Genomic DNA, 15,660 nt, shown 5'->3' with positions numbered 1-15,660 from the left:
TAACAAACATTTTATTAAAGGTCAGGACATATGTTTGTTTTGACCTTTTTTGCAGAATCTAACCTCTAATAGATGTTGCCTAAGCTGCTTACAAACTCAATTTTCTGTTTATAAAACAACTTCAAAGGGGCTTTATAAGAAGTAGTATTCTTACACAAAAATTTAAAAAATAAAAAAATGAAATTATTTAAAAAAGGAATGTTACTAAGTTTTATCACTATTCAGCTTATTGCTTGTAGTAAAGATGATGAACCACAAAACACCCCTCCGGTTATTAAAGCACAAAGCTTTACGGTAGCAGAAGATAAAGCTGCAAACAGTAATATCGGAACTATTATAGCTACTGATGTTGATAAAGACGATTTAATTTTTAAGATTACAAAAAATGACGACGATCTGTTTGCTGTAAATACTTCAGGTAATTTGAGTATTACTGCTAACAAAAGTTTAGATTATGAAACTCAAACCAAACACGAAATTACTGTAGAAGTAAGCGATGGTAAAGACAAAGCCTCAGCAGTAATAACTATTAACGTTACCGATGTTGTTGAGAATGAAGCTCCAAAAATAGACGATCAGAGTTTTGAGGTTTCAGAAGATGCTGCTACAGGAGTTACCTTGGCAACCATAGTTGCCACAGATCCTAATAACGATGCAATCACTTTTACTCTTGATGATGATAGTCTTTTTACATTCAGCTCTTCAAATGAAGGAAAGTTACAGCTGGCTACGGGAAAGTCTCTTGATTTTGAATCTAAAACTACATATGAACTAATGGTAACGGTTAGTGATGGAGTTTACACCAGTACGGCAACAATCACTATAAATATTACAGATGTTAATGAAGCTCCGGTTATTACTGACAGCTCTTATGTTAACGACGTGGCAGAAAATATAAATGATGATGATATCATCGCTGAAATAGTTGCTGTTGATCCTGAAAATGATGTTATCAATTACAGTATTACCTCAGACTCTGATCAACTTTTTGAAATTGAAAATCAGGGAAAAATCACCTTAAAAACAGGTGAATCATTGGATTATGAAACCAAAACTTCTCATACCATTACTGTGCGAGTTACGGATAACAAAGCTTTGTATACTGAAGAAACATTTACTATAAAAGTAACCGATGTTAACGAAAATAGCAGCACTGTAAGTACCATTGTTGGTGCTACAAATGGTAGTGACGGAGATGTAAACGGCACAGGAACAAGTGCCCGCTTTAATACGCCGTGGGGTATTGCTTATCACGGTGGATTTTACTATGTAGCCGATTTATTAAACCATAAAATAAAAAGAATAAACAGTAGTACTTTAGAGGTAACCACTTTTGCGGGATCTACCAAAGGTTTTGCTGATGGCACGGGTACTGTAGCAATGTTTAATGCACCAAGTGATTTGGTTATAGATAATCGAGGAAATGTTTATGTTTCAGATAAAGGTAATAACAGAATTAGAAAAATTACGCCTAATGGGGTGGTTACTACCCTTGCAGGTTCAGGTGCTTTTGGAAATGTAGATGGAATAGGAAGTACAGCTTCATTTTCAAGCCCTAGTGGTTTGTGTTTTTATGGAGATGATATTTATGTCGCTGATGCTGGCAACCATACCATCAGAAAGGTTACGCCTAATGGTACGGTGACCACCTTTGCAGGAAGCCCTGACTCATCCGGTTATGCGAATGGTGATCGTTTACACGAAGCTAAGTTTAATAACCCTGTAGATGTCACTGCTGATAGCAGGGGTACTATTTATGTAAGTGATAATGGTAATCATGTAATTAGGAGTATTAACAGTGGTGGAACAGTTCGTTTGTATGCGGGTGTGCCAGAAAGTGCTGGATTGGATGATGGTTCTGTGTTTACAGGAAAATTAAACAATCCTCAACAAATTACCATTGCAGGTGATCGTTCAAATGAATTATACATTGCAGATTATGGTAACCATGCAATAAGAAAAGTAACCCGTGTAGTAACAGGAAATACGGGTAGCTTACATTTAGTTACCGTGGTAGGTAAAAACGGGCAAGGAAATGTAGATGGAGATGAAAATACGGCAAAACTTAATTTTCCCGCAGGAATTATACCTGATTCGCAATCAAATAATAATATACTCATTACCGACAGCCATGCTATACGTAAAGTAAAAGAATAAATTTAATCTGTATGAAAATAGATGCTGGTTTTACAATACCTACAGACGGCTCTTAGGGAAAAAGATGCCGCGGCAAGTTATGATACTAGTTGCCGGTAGAATTATAAAGAGCTAAAAAATTTCTTTTAAAGACCAAAGCAGTTTATTGTTTTTGGTCTTTTCCTGTTTAATAATGAGCAGGTCTGGTTTTGTTGTTTGTTCAATTGAATTTAAAATCAGAGTCTGGCGTATTTGACCTGTGTAGTTTGGAGGAGTTTCCCTTTTCTGATCCTGAAGGGTATGAATGGAGTGTATTGTATAGGGATCGGAAAAAAAGCCGGAATAATCGATTTTAGAAAGCCTTTTATAGTTTGTAGAATTATTATTTTTAGGCATGGATTTAGAAAGATACATTCGAGATATACCCGATTTTCCGAAACCGGGAGTGATTTTTAAGGATATAACCCCGTTGCTGAATGATAACGGAGCATATAATTATACCTTACAACAATTAATAAGCCTTGTTTCTAATGAGCAAATCGATAAAGTTATCGGTGTTGAAAGCAGGGGGCTCTTCTTTGGAATGCTGATGGCTCAGGAGTTGAACGCCGGCTTTGTTCCTGTGAGGAAACCAAATAAATTGCCTTTTACAACAATTTCTCAGTCGTATGATCTGGAATATGGTTCGGATGCAGTAGAGATTCATGCTGACGCCATTGAGAAAGGGGATAGGGTATTGATCCACGACGATGTTTTAGCAACCGGCGGAACGGCAGGTGCTGTATGTACATTGGTAGAGAAATTAGGGGGCGAGATTGTTCAGTGTAATTTCTTGATGGAGCTTACTTTTTTAAAGGGCAGGGAGAAACTAAACGGCCATCCGACAGCATCATTATTGCAGTATTAATCGAGGGCTTTTATTGTAACATATGCCCGCCATCCGATAATGGCTAATTGCCATTTTTTAGCTTTGCTGATATCCAGTCTCCTTTTTGTAAATGAAGGAAGTACTATTTTATTGATTTTAGCAATCGTTTTAAAGAAAGATTTTTTCATAAAATAAACCTTGATTTTTCAAGGTTTAAACTACAAAAAAATATAATATGTCGCTGTCTTTGTTGTAAACGAAATAGTTTACGAGATAATAACCACGACCAATAAGTACATCTTATTACTTATAAGGTTAAAGCATTGTATTGTTATCTTTTAAACTTGTTTATAAGCAGGAAAAGGTTCAGCACTTTAGTGTCGACACTGTCCCTTATTATTTTCAATGCTTTTCCCATTTGGTTTTCAACCGTCTTGACTGAGATGTTTAATTCTTTCGCCACTTCTTTGTACGATCTGCCATCCATTTTACACAATAAAAAGATTTCACGGCATTTAAGAGGGAGCAAATCAATGGCCTGTTTTACCTGGGCTAACTTGTGCTCCAGTATTTCATAATCCTGCTCAATAAGCTTATGCATACTTTCATATTTCATATCCATGAGAGCATCGTTAAGCTTTTTGTTTTTCCTGTAAATACCGGCCAATTCATTAAAAGCAGTCGTGTATAAAAAACCCTTAACAGAGCCTTCTTCCCTTAACTGGCTCTTGTTTTCCCATAATCTGATGAATGCAGTTTGTACAACATCCTCAGCAATACTTTTATCGGGAGTAAAGCTCATTATATACACGCATAGTTGTTTGTAATATTTAACAAACACTGCTTTATAAGCCTCTGTCTCTCCCTTTTTAATTAAGGTGATGATAGCTTCCCGGTCATCTGTTTTCAAAGGCTTCATACTTATATTTTACGAAAGCAAAATAAGAAAAATGAAAAAAAACGTAAAAATATATAGGGGTTTTTTATGAAAACAGCATAATACATATATAAAAGACAAAATAATGAAAGAAGACGAACGTCGGTTAATCGAAAAATTTATTCATGACAGCCTCACAGAAAACGAACTAAAGACATTAAAAGAATGGTTGTCGGATGAACAGAATTTAAAGTTTCTCGAGAAAGAAGTCCAGTTGGACCACCTTATTAAGTCTCAATTGCTCCGTTTCAATACGGAAGATGCATATACCAGCATAAAACTTCATATCAACCATGAAGAGAAAAGGAAGAATAAAATGAAGATCCTTCGGGTTTCTCTGAAATATGCAGCAATTTTTGCAGGAGTACTGGTTTTGGGGTATGGTATTTTCAACAGGGCAGAAGTATCGGAGAAACTGGTTATCCGGGACGAGCAGGTTACCCTTAAACTTGAAGACGGGAACACCATTATAATAAATCCATCAAATGAAGAGCAGATAACAGATCAGGACGGAAACCTCATAGCTTCACAAGATGGAGAAACCTTAAAATATCCTTCAAAACAAAGCAGAAAAAAAATCACCTATAATACCCTTCAGGTCCCGTTCGGGAAGACATTTACACTATTATTATCCGACCAGACGCGCGTATATCTAAACTCAGGCAGTGAACTTACTTATCCCAAGGAATTTCAAAGTAACGAGCGAAAGGTGTTTTTAAAAGGGGAAGCCTTTTTTGAAGTTACAAAAAACAAAAATGCGCCTTTTATTGTCAGTACGGCAAACAAAAACATCACTGTTCTGGGAACCAAGTTCAACGTATCTGCCTATGAAGATATATCGGAGTCAACTGCAGTACTCTTAGAAGGTGCCATAGCATTAAATGACTTGGCTGCTTTACACGATCCTATTCTGCTTCATCCAAACGAGATGGCAGCCTGGGATAAAAACGGCAACCCTGATATTAAAACTGTAAATCCATACGATTATATGGCCTGGATGGAAGGAAAACTTGTTTTTAATAAAAAACCATTTGAAGAGATCCTGGCAAGATTAGAAAAAAAATACAATGTGACCATAGACAATCGGTACCTCGAATTAAATGAACAACGCTATCAGGGTTCTTTTGATGATATCCCTGTTTATGAAGTATTAGATACTTTTAAAGAAACCCGCTTCTTTAATTATGAGATAAAGAACAATACCATAATCATAACGAAACCGGCCCAATAAAATTAAAAACTAAACTCTTAAAAATTATGAAAATCAACCTTCCCAAACCGGATGTTTAACGTATGAGTTTCTACTTATATCCTATATAGGTAAGTAGATTGCCTTGGAGCCGATAACCGGAGAGACCTCTCTAAAAGGAGTCTGCTACAAGGTATTCAAATCTCGATTATCGAGTAAAAAATCGGGCAATGCTCGCAACATCACCCGACATGTATTTTTAGTGATCAAGAAACAGATGTAAAACCACCAAAAAAGCAAAATTATGAAAAAATCTTTATGCTTTCGGGAGAAGATTCCGTGTGCAGTCAAATTTGATCTTAAAATGAAACTAACTTCCATTTTTTTATTTGTTTGCATATTTCAACTGCAGGCAGTCACCTCTTACTCGCAAAAAACGAGAGTTAGCCTAAATATTGATAACCTTACTCTCGAAAATGTGTTTAAAGAAATCGAATCTAAGACAGAGTATAGTTTCTTCTATAATTTACAAGATGTAGACCTGCAACAAAAAATTAACTTAAACGTCACAAACGAACGATTAGACACTGTACTGGAACAATTGTTCAATAATACTAACGTAGACTATAAGGTAAAACGAAAGAACATCATCTTAACAAGGTCAACCCGTAAAACAACTCCTACCCTTTCGCTTTCCATACCGACAATACAGGCAAAAACGATTAGCGGAATTGTTACGGACGAAAACGGACAGCCATTACCGGGAGTTACGGTAATGGTCCAGGGAGCAAACAAAGGAACTTCTACTGACTTTGACGGGAATTATACGGTCGAGGTCAACGATGGGGATACATTGTCTTTCAGCTATGTCGGGTACCTTACCCAACATATTGATGTTGCCGGGAAGACCGTCATCGATGTAAAATTACAACCGGATATCGCACAATTAGACGAAATTGTAGTTATTGGTTATGGAGCCATCAAGCAAAAGAACGTTACCGGAGCCATTGGTAAGGTAGATGCAGAGGATTTGAATGTAAGTGTAGCTTCCAATTTTCAACAAACGCTTCAGGGGAAGGCCGCCGGTGTTCAGGTCGTACAGCCTACCGGTCAGCCGGGGGCAGGAGTTTCAGTAAAAATCAGAAGCAACCCCTCTTTTGCGAATGCAGGCGTTCTTTATGTTATAGATGGTGTTCCGGTAAATGATACCGCCGGACAGCCTTCGTTTGGCGATGGTGTAGGTTCTAAATACGATGCCCCTCCCGGTGCCGGTTATGCCGCAGGTGGTGTCGACAAATCATCCCTGAATTTTATAAACCCTAACGATATCGAATCCATTCAATTCCTGAAGGATGCCAGTGCTGCTTCGATATATGGAGCCCGGGCCGGTGCCGGAGTTGTTCTTATCACCACTAAAAAAGGTGCGGAAGGCAAATCTACACTTCAGTATTCTTCTAATTACGCTATTCAGAATGCAGACAAGATGTATCCTGTTTTCGGTGCGAAAGAATACATGGAACAACGAAACCTGTTAAGGTTGGAAAAATGGTACAGAGATAACCAGATAGCTCCATACTACGGTACTGTAGATGCTTCAACAGTCACTCCTTATTCCCCGCTTTATTCTGAGGAAGAAATCGGCAATGCTTTAAACCGACAAGCTGCTACCGATGCCATAACGCGAAGTGGTTATACCCAACAACATAACATATCGTTATCGGGAGGAAACAAGAAAACTACATATTTTGCTTCCGGAAATTACTTTGAACAAAAGGGTGTTATTATTGGTACCGATTACAGACGTTATAACGGAAGGCTTAATTTAACACACTCACTATCCGATAAAATCAGGGTTGGGGCTAATATCCTATTATCTAACTCAAAAGCAAACAACACGATTACAGGTGGTGAATTTGAAAACGGAGGTATCGTAACGGCTGCTATTTACTGGGCTCCCATACAACCGCTAAGACTAGAAGACGGCAGTTATCCGGTAAGCCCTTATTATCCAAACATCCCAAATCCATTATCGTACGAAACCAATACCGATATTACAAAATCCCATCGTGTATTAAGTACGGCATTTGGTGAATGGTCTATTGTTGACGGGTTAAAGGCCAAAGCCAGTTTTAGTTACGATCAGTCCTATTCAAAGCGTTCTTCATATTTCCCAAAAACATTTCTATACGGAAATCAGGCCAATGGTTCTGCGAGCATCACAGAATCGGATTCTCAATCCAAACTATATGAATATACCCTAAATTACGACAAAGATATCTCGGCAAAACATCATCTAAATACTGTTTTAGGGTATACATACCAACAAACCGACTGGAGTGGTTTCAATGCCGGGAACCAAAACTTCCTATCTGATGCCATTTTATATTATTCGTTGGGTTCGGGACAGTCAGATAAACCAACTGTAGGGTCATTTAAGAACCAAAACACATGGGCTTCTTATTTTGCCAGGGCCATATATACTTATAATGATAATATTACACTACAAGCCTCAATTAGAAGGGACGGATCATCCATATTTGCAGAAAATAAAAAGTGGGGATATTTCCCAGCCGTATCTGCCGGTTGGATCATTTCCGATGAACCATGGTTAAAATCTATCGACAAGATCTCATTGCTTAAACTACGTGCAGGATACGGAGAAACGGGTAACAGCTCATTCGGATCGGCAGCATTTGAAATATACAATACAAGTTTGAGCGCCTATTTTGGCACCAATAGTGTTAGTTCCGGGCTTGTACTGTCGCGTGCCGCTAATTCTAACCTAACCTGGGAAACTGCAGGCGAGCTCAATGTAGGTTTGGATTTCGGGCTTTTCAACAACCGTATATCGGGTTCGGTAGATTACTTTAATAAAACTATACGAGACCTGATCACATTTGTTCCGTATCCATCAGGTTTTATTATTGATGGTGTATATGCCAATGCCGGAAAAACGAGATCTACAGGTTATGAAATCAGCCTGGAAACCAGGAATATTGTACCGGGAAGCTCGAAAGGATTCCAGTGGTCTACCAATATTACACTATCGCACTACTTAAACTATTGGGTAGAGCGATCAGAACAAGCTCTTAGTGTGCTTTCTCCTTATGAGGTCGAAAAAGGTAAAAAAGCATTGTTCTCTCCTATATTCGGTTATCAATCCAATGGAGTGTTTACCGGTGAATACGGAACTGCTCCCAGCCATATGCCGGACATGCTTCCGGGAGGAATTATCATAAAAGACATTCACGGTTATGATGACGAAGGCAATTTGATAGGGCCCGATGGTGCAATTACCGAAGCAGACAGGACCTATATTGGCAATGCAGATCCTGATCTGATTTTTGGTATCGGAAATACGTTCAAGTACAAAGGTTTTGATCTATATGTGTTCTTATCTGGTATGAAACAAAAAAAATGGTCGCCTTTGGCTGGTGGTAGAGCCACAGAGAGTACCATGGATGCATTTGGTTATAATGCGATGCCTGTTTCTGCAGAACGATGGAATATTCAGAATACCAATGGAACATTCCCGACAGCACTATACGATGCAAATTATTCCGGATATCAATCCGGAGCGAACTATTGGCTTGTAGATGCCAGCTTTATCAGGGCCCGAAACATCACTTTGGGATACACATTTTCTGAAGACGTAATGAAGAGGCAAAACATATTTTCTTCTTTAAAATTGTCTTTCGATATGCAAAACCTGTTTACGATCACTAATTATCCGGGACTGGATCCTGAACTAAATTCAGGTAATTTCTATCCACTGGTAAAAAGCTTTGTTTTTGGTATTAATGCCTCTTTCTAAACTATTTAAAGATATAGATATGAAAATCAAAAGAAATAATACATTATATAAATGGATATCTGTTATTTGCATGAACATTGGTATCCTGATGCTCGTAAGCTGTGAAAAAGACCTGGAATACGTTAGTTATGGCGATTTAAATTCGATAGTACAAACTCCTGAAGGTGTGGAAGCTGCCGTGAGTAGTGCCTATACAGGCCTTGCCGGAGGTTCCGACTGGCAAGGGGGTTGGGATGCAGGTACATACTCGTGGAGAGTACAATCTATGATGACTACCGATGAAGGACTTTGTTCATGGGGCGGTAACTGGAGTAGAATGCACACCTTAAATTTTTCTCCCGATTTTGATTGGGTAACCCATAACTATTCGCGCTACCTGCCATATATCTCTCGTATTGCCATTGTATTAAATGATATCGAGAACGTAGATATAGATGCAGGTTTAAAAGAACGATTTATAGCAGAACTGAAAGCTTTAAGGGCCCACTATGCCCAACTGTTGTATTTTGCCTATGGCCCGTTAACAATAATTACCGATGCCGAAATTGCTGCCGATCCAAATTATCCTCCTACACCTCGTCCCAGTGCCGCGGAAATGGTTGCCCAGATTGAAAAGGATTGGATCGATGCTGCTGATGTACTACCAGACAGGTTCTCGGGGAACGATTACGGCCGGTTTTCAAAAGCTGCTGCCTTAACCGGATTGATGAAGTTGTATATGCATGAAAAACAATGGGCCAAAGCGGTTTCTACAGGACAACAAATTAAAGGGCAAGGGTATTCACTTCAACCTGTATATGAAGACCTTTTTAATATCAACAACAAAGGAGGAGCTTCTTCCGAAATTATACTTGCCGTAGTTTGTACAGCCACCGGGGGAGATCAGTATACCAATATGTGGTTAGCGCATGCATTACCCGGAGATTATAAAGATCCGTCGGGAATAAGCCTGACGGCCTGGGGTGGTTATAAAATGGCATGGGATGCTTACGATAAATTTGACCCGCAAGATAAAAGGTTAAATGTTTTACTTGAAGACTATCCGGTAGGAAAAGATGAAGGAGGTAATGTTATCTACAAAAATGCGAGGGAAGCAGGGCTTATAGGAGCTATCCCCGTGAAATTTGGCCCTGACCCTTCGGGAGCCAATGCTCAGAAAAGTGCCGTAGATTTTCCTATTTACAGGTATGCCGATGTACTCCTGATGTTAGCCGAAAGCATAAATGAAGCCAACGGAGGGCCAAACACAGAAGCGTATGATGCCATTAATGACGTAAGGGAACGTGCCGGCCTTTCATCTGTCCCCGATGGTTTGTCGAAAGAAGAATTCTTGTCAAAAGTTCAGGATGAACGCCTTTTTGAACTTTGGGCGGAAGGATGGAGAAGAGACGATTTAATAAGGTGGAATATGTACACCCAAAGAGCAAATGCAGAACCATATAGCGCATTGTACCCACTGCCAAGAGCAGCTGTTAATCAAAGTGATGGGGTTATACAACAAAATCCTGGATATAATTAATCAATGAAAAAATTACTGTCGATACTTTTAATAGTTACAATGTACAGAGGGGCCTACGCACAGGCCCCTTTAAAAACGTCATTGGAGTTATTGGGAACCAGAAGCTGGATAAGGATTGATTTACCAAATCAGCAAAACGAAATTTCCGAATACCGCTTGTCCTGGTCCGAAACCGGACAAAAGCCGGATCTTCCGAATGTTATTGTAAAACCTGATATAGAACGCTATTATATACAAGAAATAGTACCGGAAACCACCTATACGGTATGGGTTGACGGATACCATTCAGAAAATCTTGTTACCGCTGCCAAAGGCAAAGTCCTTACACAGAAAGATTGGATCCTCGATAAAAAAGAACTGCACGAACTGAATATTAACCCCAGTTCGAAAGCAGTACCTAAAGGGATGCAGTTGTTCTGGCACGATGAATTTAACGACCAGTTGCTCAACAGGAATAAATGGTTTATCTCCTATTATTCTACAATTGATCATTTACGCGGAGAATTTGAAGAAGACATGCGTAACGACAATCTCCCGATAGCAGCTTATACCCTTAATGGCAAAACCATCGATCTTTTTGTAAACGACTCCCTTCCGGTAAAGGTTTATGATAAAAAAAGCGGCAAGAAAATCTCCTCGATACAAACTTACAACTGGAGAACAAATGAAAATCTTTTAGATAACAGCCGCGGAGGTTATTTTGAAGTAAAAGTAAAGCGGTCGAGTACCGGAAAACCACGAGGACTTAACACTGCCTTCTGGTTCGATTCACCAGGGCCGGATCTCCGGTATTATTTGGAACAAGGGACTACCTTGAACGGAGTTACAGGAATCAGACCTAAAGGCCAGGTTTTTGAAATAGATATTTTTGAATATCTGAATGCCCAGTTCGTGTTACACGGCCACGTAAATAATAAAGGAGAGTTTCAACACAACCTTGCAACACATATCGCAAAAGGATACACGCATGTAGACCAATGGGTTACACACGGTATCCTCTGGACTCCAACCGCTGTTAAACATTATATAAACGGAGACCTCATCAAGGAATATACAGACAAACATCAGGTATATTCCCCCAATCATTTTATGAATGTGCTGTTGGGAAGTTATGGCGGCGGAGGAACCGTTAACATGGAGGTCGATTATATCCGGGGCTATCAATGGCCGCTAAAAGACGGGAACGAACTTCCCAATCCGGGATTTGAAGATAGTGGCAGCCTTATTCCGTGGGAAGGCACCGGATCATTGACAGAAGGAGATCAAAAAAACGGAAGACATGCCGTATTGCTGAAGCCGGGAGAAAATATAGAACAATACGTATATCTTAATAACAGTACAACGTACAAACTGGAATACTGGCAAAAAGGAATTACCGATGCAGAGGTTTCTGTTTATAATGTAACACAAGTATCGGGAGAATCGGAACAAATTATCTCTGTAAACAGTAAGGGAAAAAATAAGTATACCAAAAAAAGCGTATCCTTTAAAACTGGAAAAGAGTTTGATGATAACATGAAAACAATCCGCTTATTAATTGTCAACAAAGGAACGAACGATCTTTACCTTGATGATATTAACGTAAAAAAAGAATAATACACCCAGTCCGAAACAGCATCAAAATGAAATATAACGCCATTAAATTCCTGATCCCTATACTGTTTTACATATCTCCTGATCTATGGGCACAGAACAAGGACGCTGTACTTAAATTCGGGGTTATTGCAGATATACAATACGCAGATAAAGACGACCACGGCACAAGGTTTTACAGGAACTCCCTTCAAAAGCTGGATGCTTGTGTAGATTCGTTGAATAAAACAGTACCGGATTTTAATGTGGTTTATGGCGATCTTGTAGACCAGGGTACAAGAGACCTGCAACCGGTTATAGACCGCTTGCATCGTTTGAAGTCGCCGGTACATAATATTCTGGGAAATCACGATTATGTAGGGGCTGCCGATATACAAAACCTGTATAAACAATTTGAAATGCCTGCCTCCTATTATTCTTTTGAGAAAGAAGGATGGGTATTCATTGTCCTTAACACCAACGAACTCTCAGGATATGGCGTTGAGACAGGAAGTAGTATTTATAAAGAATGGGAAAGTACCAAGGAGAAATTATCGGCTTCAGGCAGAAAGAATATTTATCCCTGGAATGGCGGAATCAGTGTGCAACAATTGCACTGGCTGGAGAAACAGCTTATAAATGCTGAGCAAGAAGAAAAGAATATCCTTGTCTTTTCTCATCATCCTTTATATCCCGAAAATGGATTGGAGGCTCTTAATAACCGGGAAATATTAACCCTAATACAGCAACATCCCCGTGTGCGTGCCATCATTTCGGGACATCATCACGAAGGTGATTTTGCTTATTATGGTGCTATTCCTGTTATCACCTTGGAAGGGATGGTTGAAACTCCCCGACAGAATGCTTTCGGAATCATAACCCCTATATAATAATAAAATAATGATTAAAGGATATGGAAGGCTCAGATCCAGGATCCTTAATTTTTAAAGAAATCAGACTCTTTTAGGAGAAGAGTGTTTTTTAACATTAATTTGGTTGGTAGAAGTCTTCTGCTGCATTCGTGCAAAAGAAGACTTCTTTTTGATGGTTAGAACCACTATCTGAATTCTTTTATAACAGCCTCTCCATCTATTTTCCCAATAAGAATATTTGGTATTCCGTTAGGATTACCCTTAGCCTCCCATGTAACGCTGCCTTTATAGTGTTCTGAGGGTGTAGAAAGTGATATGGTGATAGCGATAATATGATTGTTTTTGTTTCTTTTTATATCTGAGACCTCATATTTAAGGTTGTTTTTTTCTAATTTTTTAAATAAGCCTCTATCATCATATCTGAACTATTTTTATTGATAATAAAATTTTGCATATCCAAGGGTTTACCGATAAGGGAAGCATTCTTAGGTGTGCCCATACTTATCTTTCATGGATTTGAGCCCGGATTATTGTTCTTAATTGAGTCGGTTGGTTGCCTCACAACAGGCTTCATTTGTTTTCCGTTTACAACAGCATCTTTAGATAGGTGATTCCTGTTAAAACCTTGTGTTGTAGTTTTGGGAGAAGTGTAGTTTTCCTCTGTAGATGAGGGATTTTGTTGGCTTGTTTTTAGGGTTGTTTTTGCCCCCTTTTTTGTGTAAATATCAATAATACTGTTATTGTTACTTCCGTGTTTACCAGTTGCAATTTTGCCTTTTTGGACCCGACTGGATTTAATTTCATCTGGGGAAGTGTTTTTATGGTCGTCATCGGTTTGCATCTTCCCGTCCACGACAATTAATGAAAGGGGCTTCGTGTTTTGTATAACAGATAAAATACGGCGATTAATAAAGAATTTTGGTAAGGTATGTATAGCAGTCGGCCATTGCTGTTGTTTGCTTTCTATTTCATTAATGATTCCTTTTAACTCATCAATACGTATCTTTTTTTCATTGGCGAAGAAAGATACGAGTCCTTTGTATGAGTTATTGAAATAATCATTTACGGCTTTGGTTAAGAATTTATTTCGGTACTCTTCTTTTTTAATAATGGGATAGTATTGATGCGTATTCCCAAATGCATTGTGCCCGACATATTCTTTTTCTTCGAGGTTTCTTATAATTGTCGAAAGTGTATTATAATGAGGTTTGTCTTTTTCGTCAAACTCTGCTAGGATTTCTTTTACAAATGCTTTTTCCAGTTTCCAGAGCATCTTCATTACTTGTTCTTCTTTGTTTGTCAGTTTTAGCATCTCTATGTTTTTAGAACCGTATACAACAAACTTGCTACTAAAATCATAGTTGTTGTAGGATGGTCTGTTTACGGTAAAACTTAATTATCTTCGCGTAAATTTTAATTTGTATGGATCTGCTATTAATTATTGTTGGTTTAATTCTGTTGATTTTAGGAGGAAATTGGTTGTTAAAGGCGGCAGTAGCCCTCTCGGTAAAACTGGAGATTCCAAAAATTGTTATAGGGATGACCGTGGTTTCATTTGCGACATCAGCTCCTGAGCTTATTGTTAGTGTTAATGCAGCATTGGATGGTTTTCCGGATATAGCGATGGGGAATGTGGTAGGGTCTAACATTGCTAATTTGGGACTGGTACTCGGGATCACAGTATTACTGACGCATATTGATGTGGAGCGGAGTTTTTATAAAACGGACTGGCCGGTGATGATGATAGCTTCGGTACTGTTGTATTTTTTCGTTTTCTACGACGATGTATTAAGCAGGGGAGAAGGTTTTATGATGTTTGCTTTTTTAATAGCATTTCTGGTGTATCTGTTAAAGTTTCAGAAACTAGCAGTGGTTGATGACTATGCGGAAGATGACGAGCCGCTGACATTATATAAAATTATTTTATTCCTGGTGATCGGGGGAGTAGCTCTATGGGGAGGGTCAGAATCCCTCATTCGGGGTGCAGTCGGCATGGCTGAGTCTTATGGTGTGAGTAAGCGGGTTATAGCTGTTACGGTGGTTTCAATAGGAACCAGTATACCGGAATTGGCAGCATCGGTAATAGCTGTAATGAAAAGAGAAAAGGCCATTTCGTTAGGGAATTTAATAGGATCGAACGTATTTAATATCCTGGCTGTTCTGGGGATTACTTCAATGGTACATCCTATTTCTGTAGATAAGGCATTTTCCGTAGACCTGTACTGGATGTTGGGGTTTGCATTTGTGGTTTTGCCATTGGTGTTTTTTCCAAAAGGATTGCGATTGGGCTGGCGAGACGGGTTGATTTTATTATCGGGATATGGGGTGTTTATTTACCTTACAATCTGAATGAGAACAGAAAGCCCCCTTTAATAATAATTAAAGAGGGCTCTCAAACCTAAACCTACTTTATGAATATAAAATTACCAGCTAGTTTTGTTTAAAACCCTTTGGAAAACCCAAAGGGTTTTGGAGAGGGTTATATATGAACGCTTAAAAAAGCGGTAATTTTAACTACTGTTACATTTTATATACGATAAGTTTTAGGGGGTCGGATCAGGGTAGTAGTGTTAAAGTTTTATTAAAGAAGAAGCGAGCCTAAATAAGTCGACAGATCGACGGAAGCGATATTTGTCGACTTAATTGAATTGACCCCAATACAGGTTTGCCTGCATGGTGTCTAGTTGGGTTTAGGCGATGTCCCGGAGGGAAATCCATTGGGGTCAATTGTAATACATTCGGGTTGTTTCCGG

The 15,660-nt window shown here is 38.8% G+C and carries 11 protein-coding genes and 1 pseudogene; 8 read left to right on the top strand and 4 right to left on the bottom strand.

The window, feature by feature from the left end; all coding sequences use genetic code 11:
• The first annotated feature begins 177 nt into the window (after positions 1 to 177).
• A complete protein-coding gene (locus MQE36_RS01415) occupies positions 178 to 2,157 on the top strand; it encodes a cadherin domain-containing protein (RefSeq protein WP_242937424.1) in 1,980 nt (659 codons plus the stop codon).
• Between the two features lie 111 nt (positions 2,158 to 2,268).
• Here MQE36_RS01415 and MQE36_RS01410 read toward each other — a convergent pair whose 3' ends face one another.
• The gene (locus MQE36_RS01410) at positions 2,269 to 2,532 is read right to left on the bottom strand and encodes a hypothetical protein (RefSeq protein ID WP_242937423.1); all 264 of its coding nucleotides are present in this window, start codon (positions 2,530 to 2,532) and stop codon (positions 2,269 to 2,271) included.
• On the opposite strand from MQE36_RS01410, the gene MQE36_RS01405 reads away from it, so the two are divergent.
• Entirely contained in the window at positions 2,531 to 3,043 is a 513-nt protein-coding gene (locus MQE36_RS01405; RefSeq protein WP_242937422.1) for an adenine phosphoribosyltransferase, read from the top strand. The genes MQE36_RS01410 and MQE36_RS01405 overlap by 2 nt on opposite strands.
• On the opposite strand, the gene MQE36_RS01400 is transcribed toward MQE36_RS01405, so the two are convergent.
• Together MQE36_RS01400 and MQE36_RS01395 are read right to left on the bottom strand one after the other, a co-directional pair.
• Positions 3,040 to 3,192, bottom strand: coding sequence for an SsrA-binding protein (locus MQE36_RS01400; RefSeq protein ID WP_242937421.1), 153 nt, complete (start codon positions 3,190 to 3,192; stop codon positions 3,040 to 3,042). The genes MQE36_RS01405 and MQE36_RS01400 overlap by 4 nt on opposite strands.
• Before the next feature lie 143 nt (positions 3,193 to 3,335).
• Entirely contained in the window at positions 3,336 to 3,923 is a 588-nt protein-coding gene (locus MQE36_RS01395; RefSeq protein WP_242937420.1) for an RNA polymerase sigma factor, read from the bottom strand.
• A gap of 103 nt (positions 3,924 to 4,026) precedes the next feature.
• Between MQE36_RS01395 and MQE36_RS01390 the strand changes: the two genes are divergently transcribed.
• From MQE36_RS01390 to MQE36_RS01370, 5 genes are all read left to right on the top strand, one after another.
• Positions 4,027 to 5,172 carry a FecR family protein gene (locus MQE36_RS01390; protein ID WP_242937419.1) on the top strand — a complete coding sequence of 382 codons (1,146 nt, stop codon included), beginning with the start codon at positions 4,027 to 4,029 and terminating at the stop codon, positions 5,170 to 5,172.
• 436 nt (positions 5,173 to 5,608) lie between these two features.
• Positions 5,609 to 8,944: a TonB-dependent receptor gene (locus tag MQE36_RS01385; RefSeq protein ID WP_242937418.1), complete on the top strand. Its 3,336-nt coding sequence runs from the start codon at positions 5,609 to 5,611 to the stop codon at positions 8,942 to 8,944.
• A 19-nt stretch (positions 8,945 to 8,963) separates the two neighbouring features.
• Positions 8,964 to 10,463 (top strand): RagB/SusD family nutrient uptake outer membrane protein, encoded by a 1,500-nt coding sequence (locus MQE36_RS01380; RefSeq protein WP_242937417.1) that lies wholly within the window; start codon positions 8,964 to 8,966, stop codon positions 10,461 to 10,463.
• Positions 10,464 to 10,466: 3 nt separating this feature from the next.
• A complete protein-coding gene (locus MQE36_RS01375; protein ID WP_242937416.1) occupies positions 10,467 to 12,059 on the top strand; it encodes a family 16 glycosylhydrolase in 1,593 nt (530 codons plus the stop codon).
• 26 nt (positions 12,060 to 12,085) lie between these two features.
• Entirely contained in the window at positions 12,086 to 12,925 is an 840-nt protein-coding gene (locus tag MQE36_RS01370) for a metallophosphoesterase (RefSeq protein ID WP_242937415.1), read from the top strand.
• Between the two features lie 934 nt (positions 12,926 to 13,859).
• Here MQE36_RS01370 and MQE36_RS01365 read toward each other — a convergent pair.
• Positions 13,860 to 14,219: pseudogene (locus MQE36_RS01365) on the bottom strand (BlaI/MecI/CopY family transcriptional regulator); the annotation flags it as partial.
• A gap of 110 nt (positions 14,220 to 14,329) precedes the next feature.
• Between MQE36_RS01365 and MQE36_RS01360 the strand changes: the two are divergent.
• Complete coding sequence (locus MQE36_RS01360) at positions 14,330 to 15,256, top strand: calcium/sodium antiporter (protein WP_242937414.1); 927 nt, start codon at positions 14,330 to 14,332, stop codon at positions 15,254 to 15,256.
• The last annotated feature ends 404 nt before the right edge of the window (positions 15,257 to 15,660 follow it).

It is taken from the genome of Zhouia spongiae, assembly GCF_022760175.1.
GTDB classification, from domain to species: domain Bacteria; phylum Bacteroidota; class Bacteroidia; order Flavobacteriales; family Flavobacteriaceae; genus Zhouia; species Zhouia spongiae.
This window is presented reverse-complemented; position numbering and strand designations above follow the sequence as displayed.

What these genes read in the sequence shown, in the direction of transcription:
- MQE36_RS01415 (WP_242937424.1), top strand. Translation starts at nt 178, where the DNA reads ATGAAATTATTTAAAAAAGGAATGTTACTAAGTTTTATCACTATTCAG.
- MQE36_RS01405 (WP_242937422.1), top strand. Translation starts at nt 2,531, where the DNA reads ATGGATTTAGAAAGATACATTCGAGATATACCCGATTTTCCGAAACCG.
- MQE36_RS01410 (WP_242937423.1), bottom strand. Translation starts at nt 2,532, where the DNA reads ATGCCTAAAAATAATAATTCTACAAACTATAAAAGGCTTTCTAAAATC.
- MQE36_RS01400 (WP_242937421.1), bottom strand. Translation starts at nt 3,192, where the DNA reads ATGAAAAAATCTTTCTTTAAAACGATTGCTAAAATCAATAAAATAGTA.
- MQE36_RS01395 (WP_242937420.1), bottom strand. Translation starts at nt 3,923, where the DNA reads ATGAAGCCTTTGAAAACAGATGACCGGGAAGCTATCATCACCTTAATT.
- MQE36_RS01390 (WP_242937419.1), top strand. Translation starts at nt 4,027, where the DNA reads ATGAAAGAAGACGAACGTCGGTTAATCGAAAAATTTATTCATGACAGC.
- MQE36_RS01380 (WP_242937417.1), top strand. Translation starts at nt 8,964, where the DNA reads ATGAAAATCAAAAGAAATAATACATTATATAAATGGATATCTGTTATT.
- MQE36_RS01375 (WP_242937416.1), top strand. Translation starts at nt 10,467, where the DNA reads ATGAAAAAATTACTGTCGATACTTTTAATAGTTACAATGTACAGAGGG.
- MQE36_RS01370 (WP_242937415.1), top strand. Translation starts at nt 12,086, where the DNA reads ATGAAATATAACGCCATTAAATTCCTGATCCCTATACTGTTTTACATA.
- MQE36_RS01360 (WP_242937414.1), top strand. Translation starts at nt 14,330, where the DNA reads ATGGATCTGCTATTAATTATTGTTGGTTTAATTCTGTTGATTTTAGGA.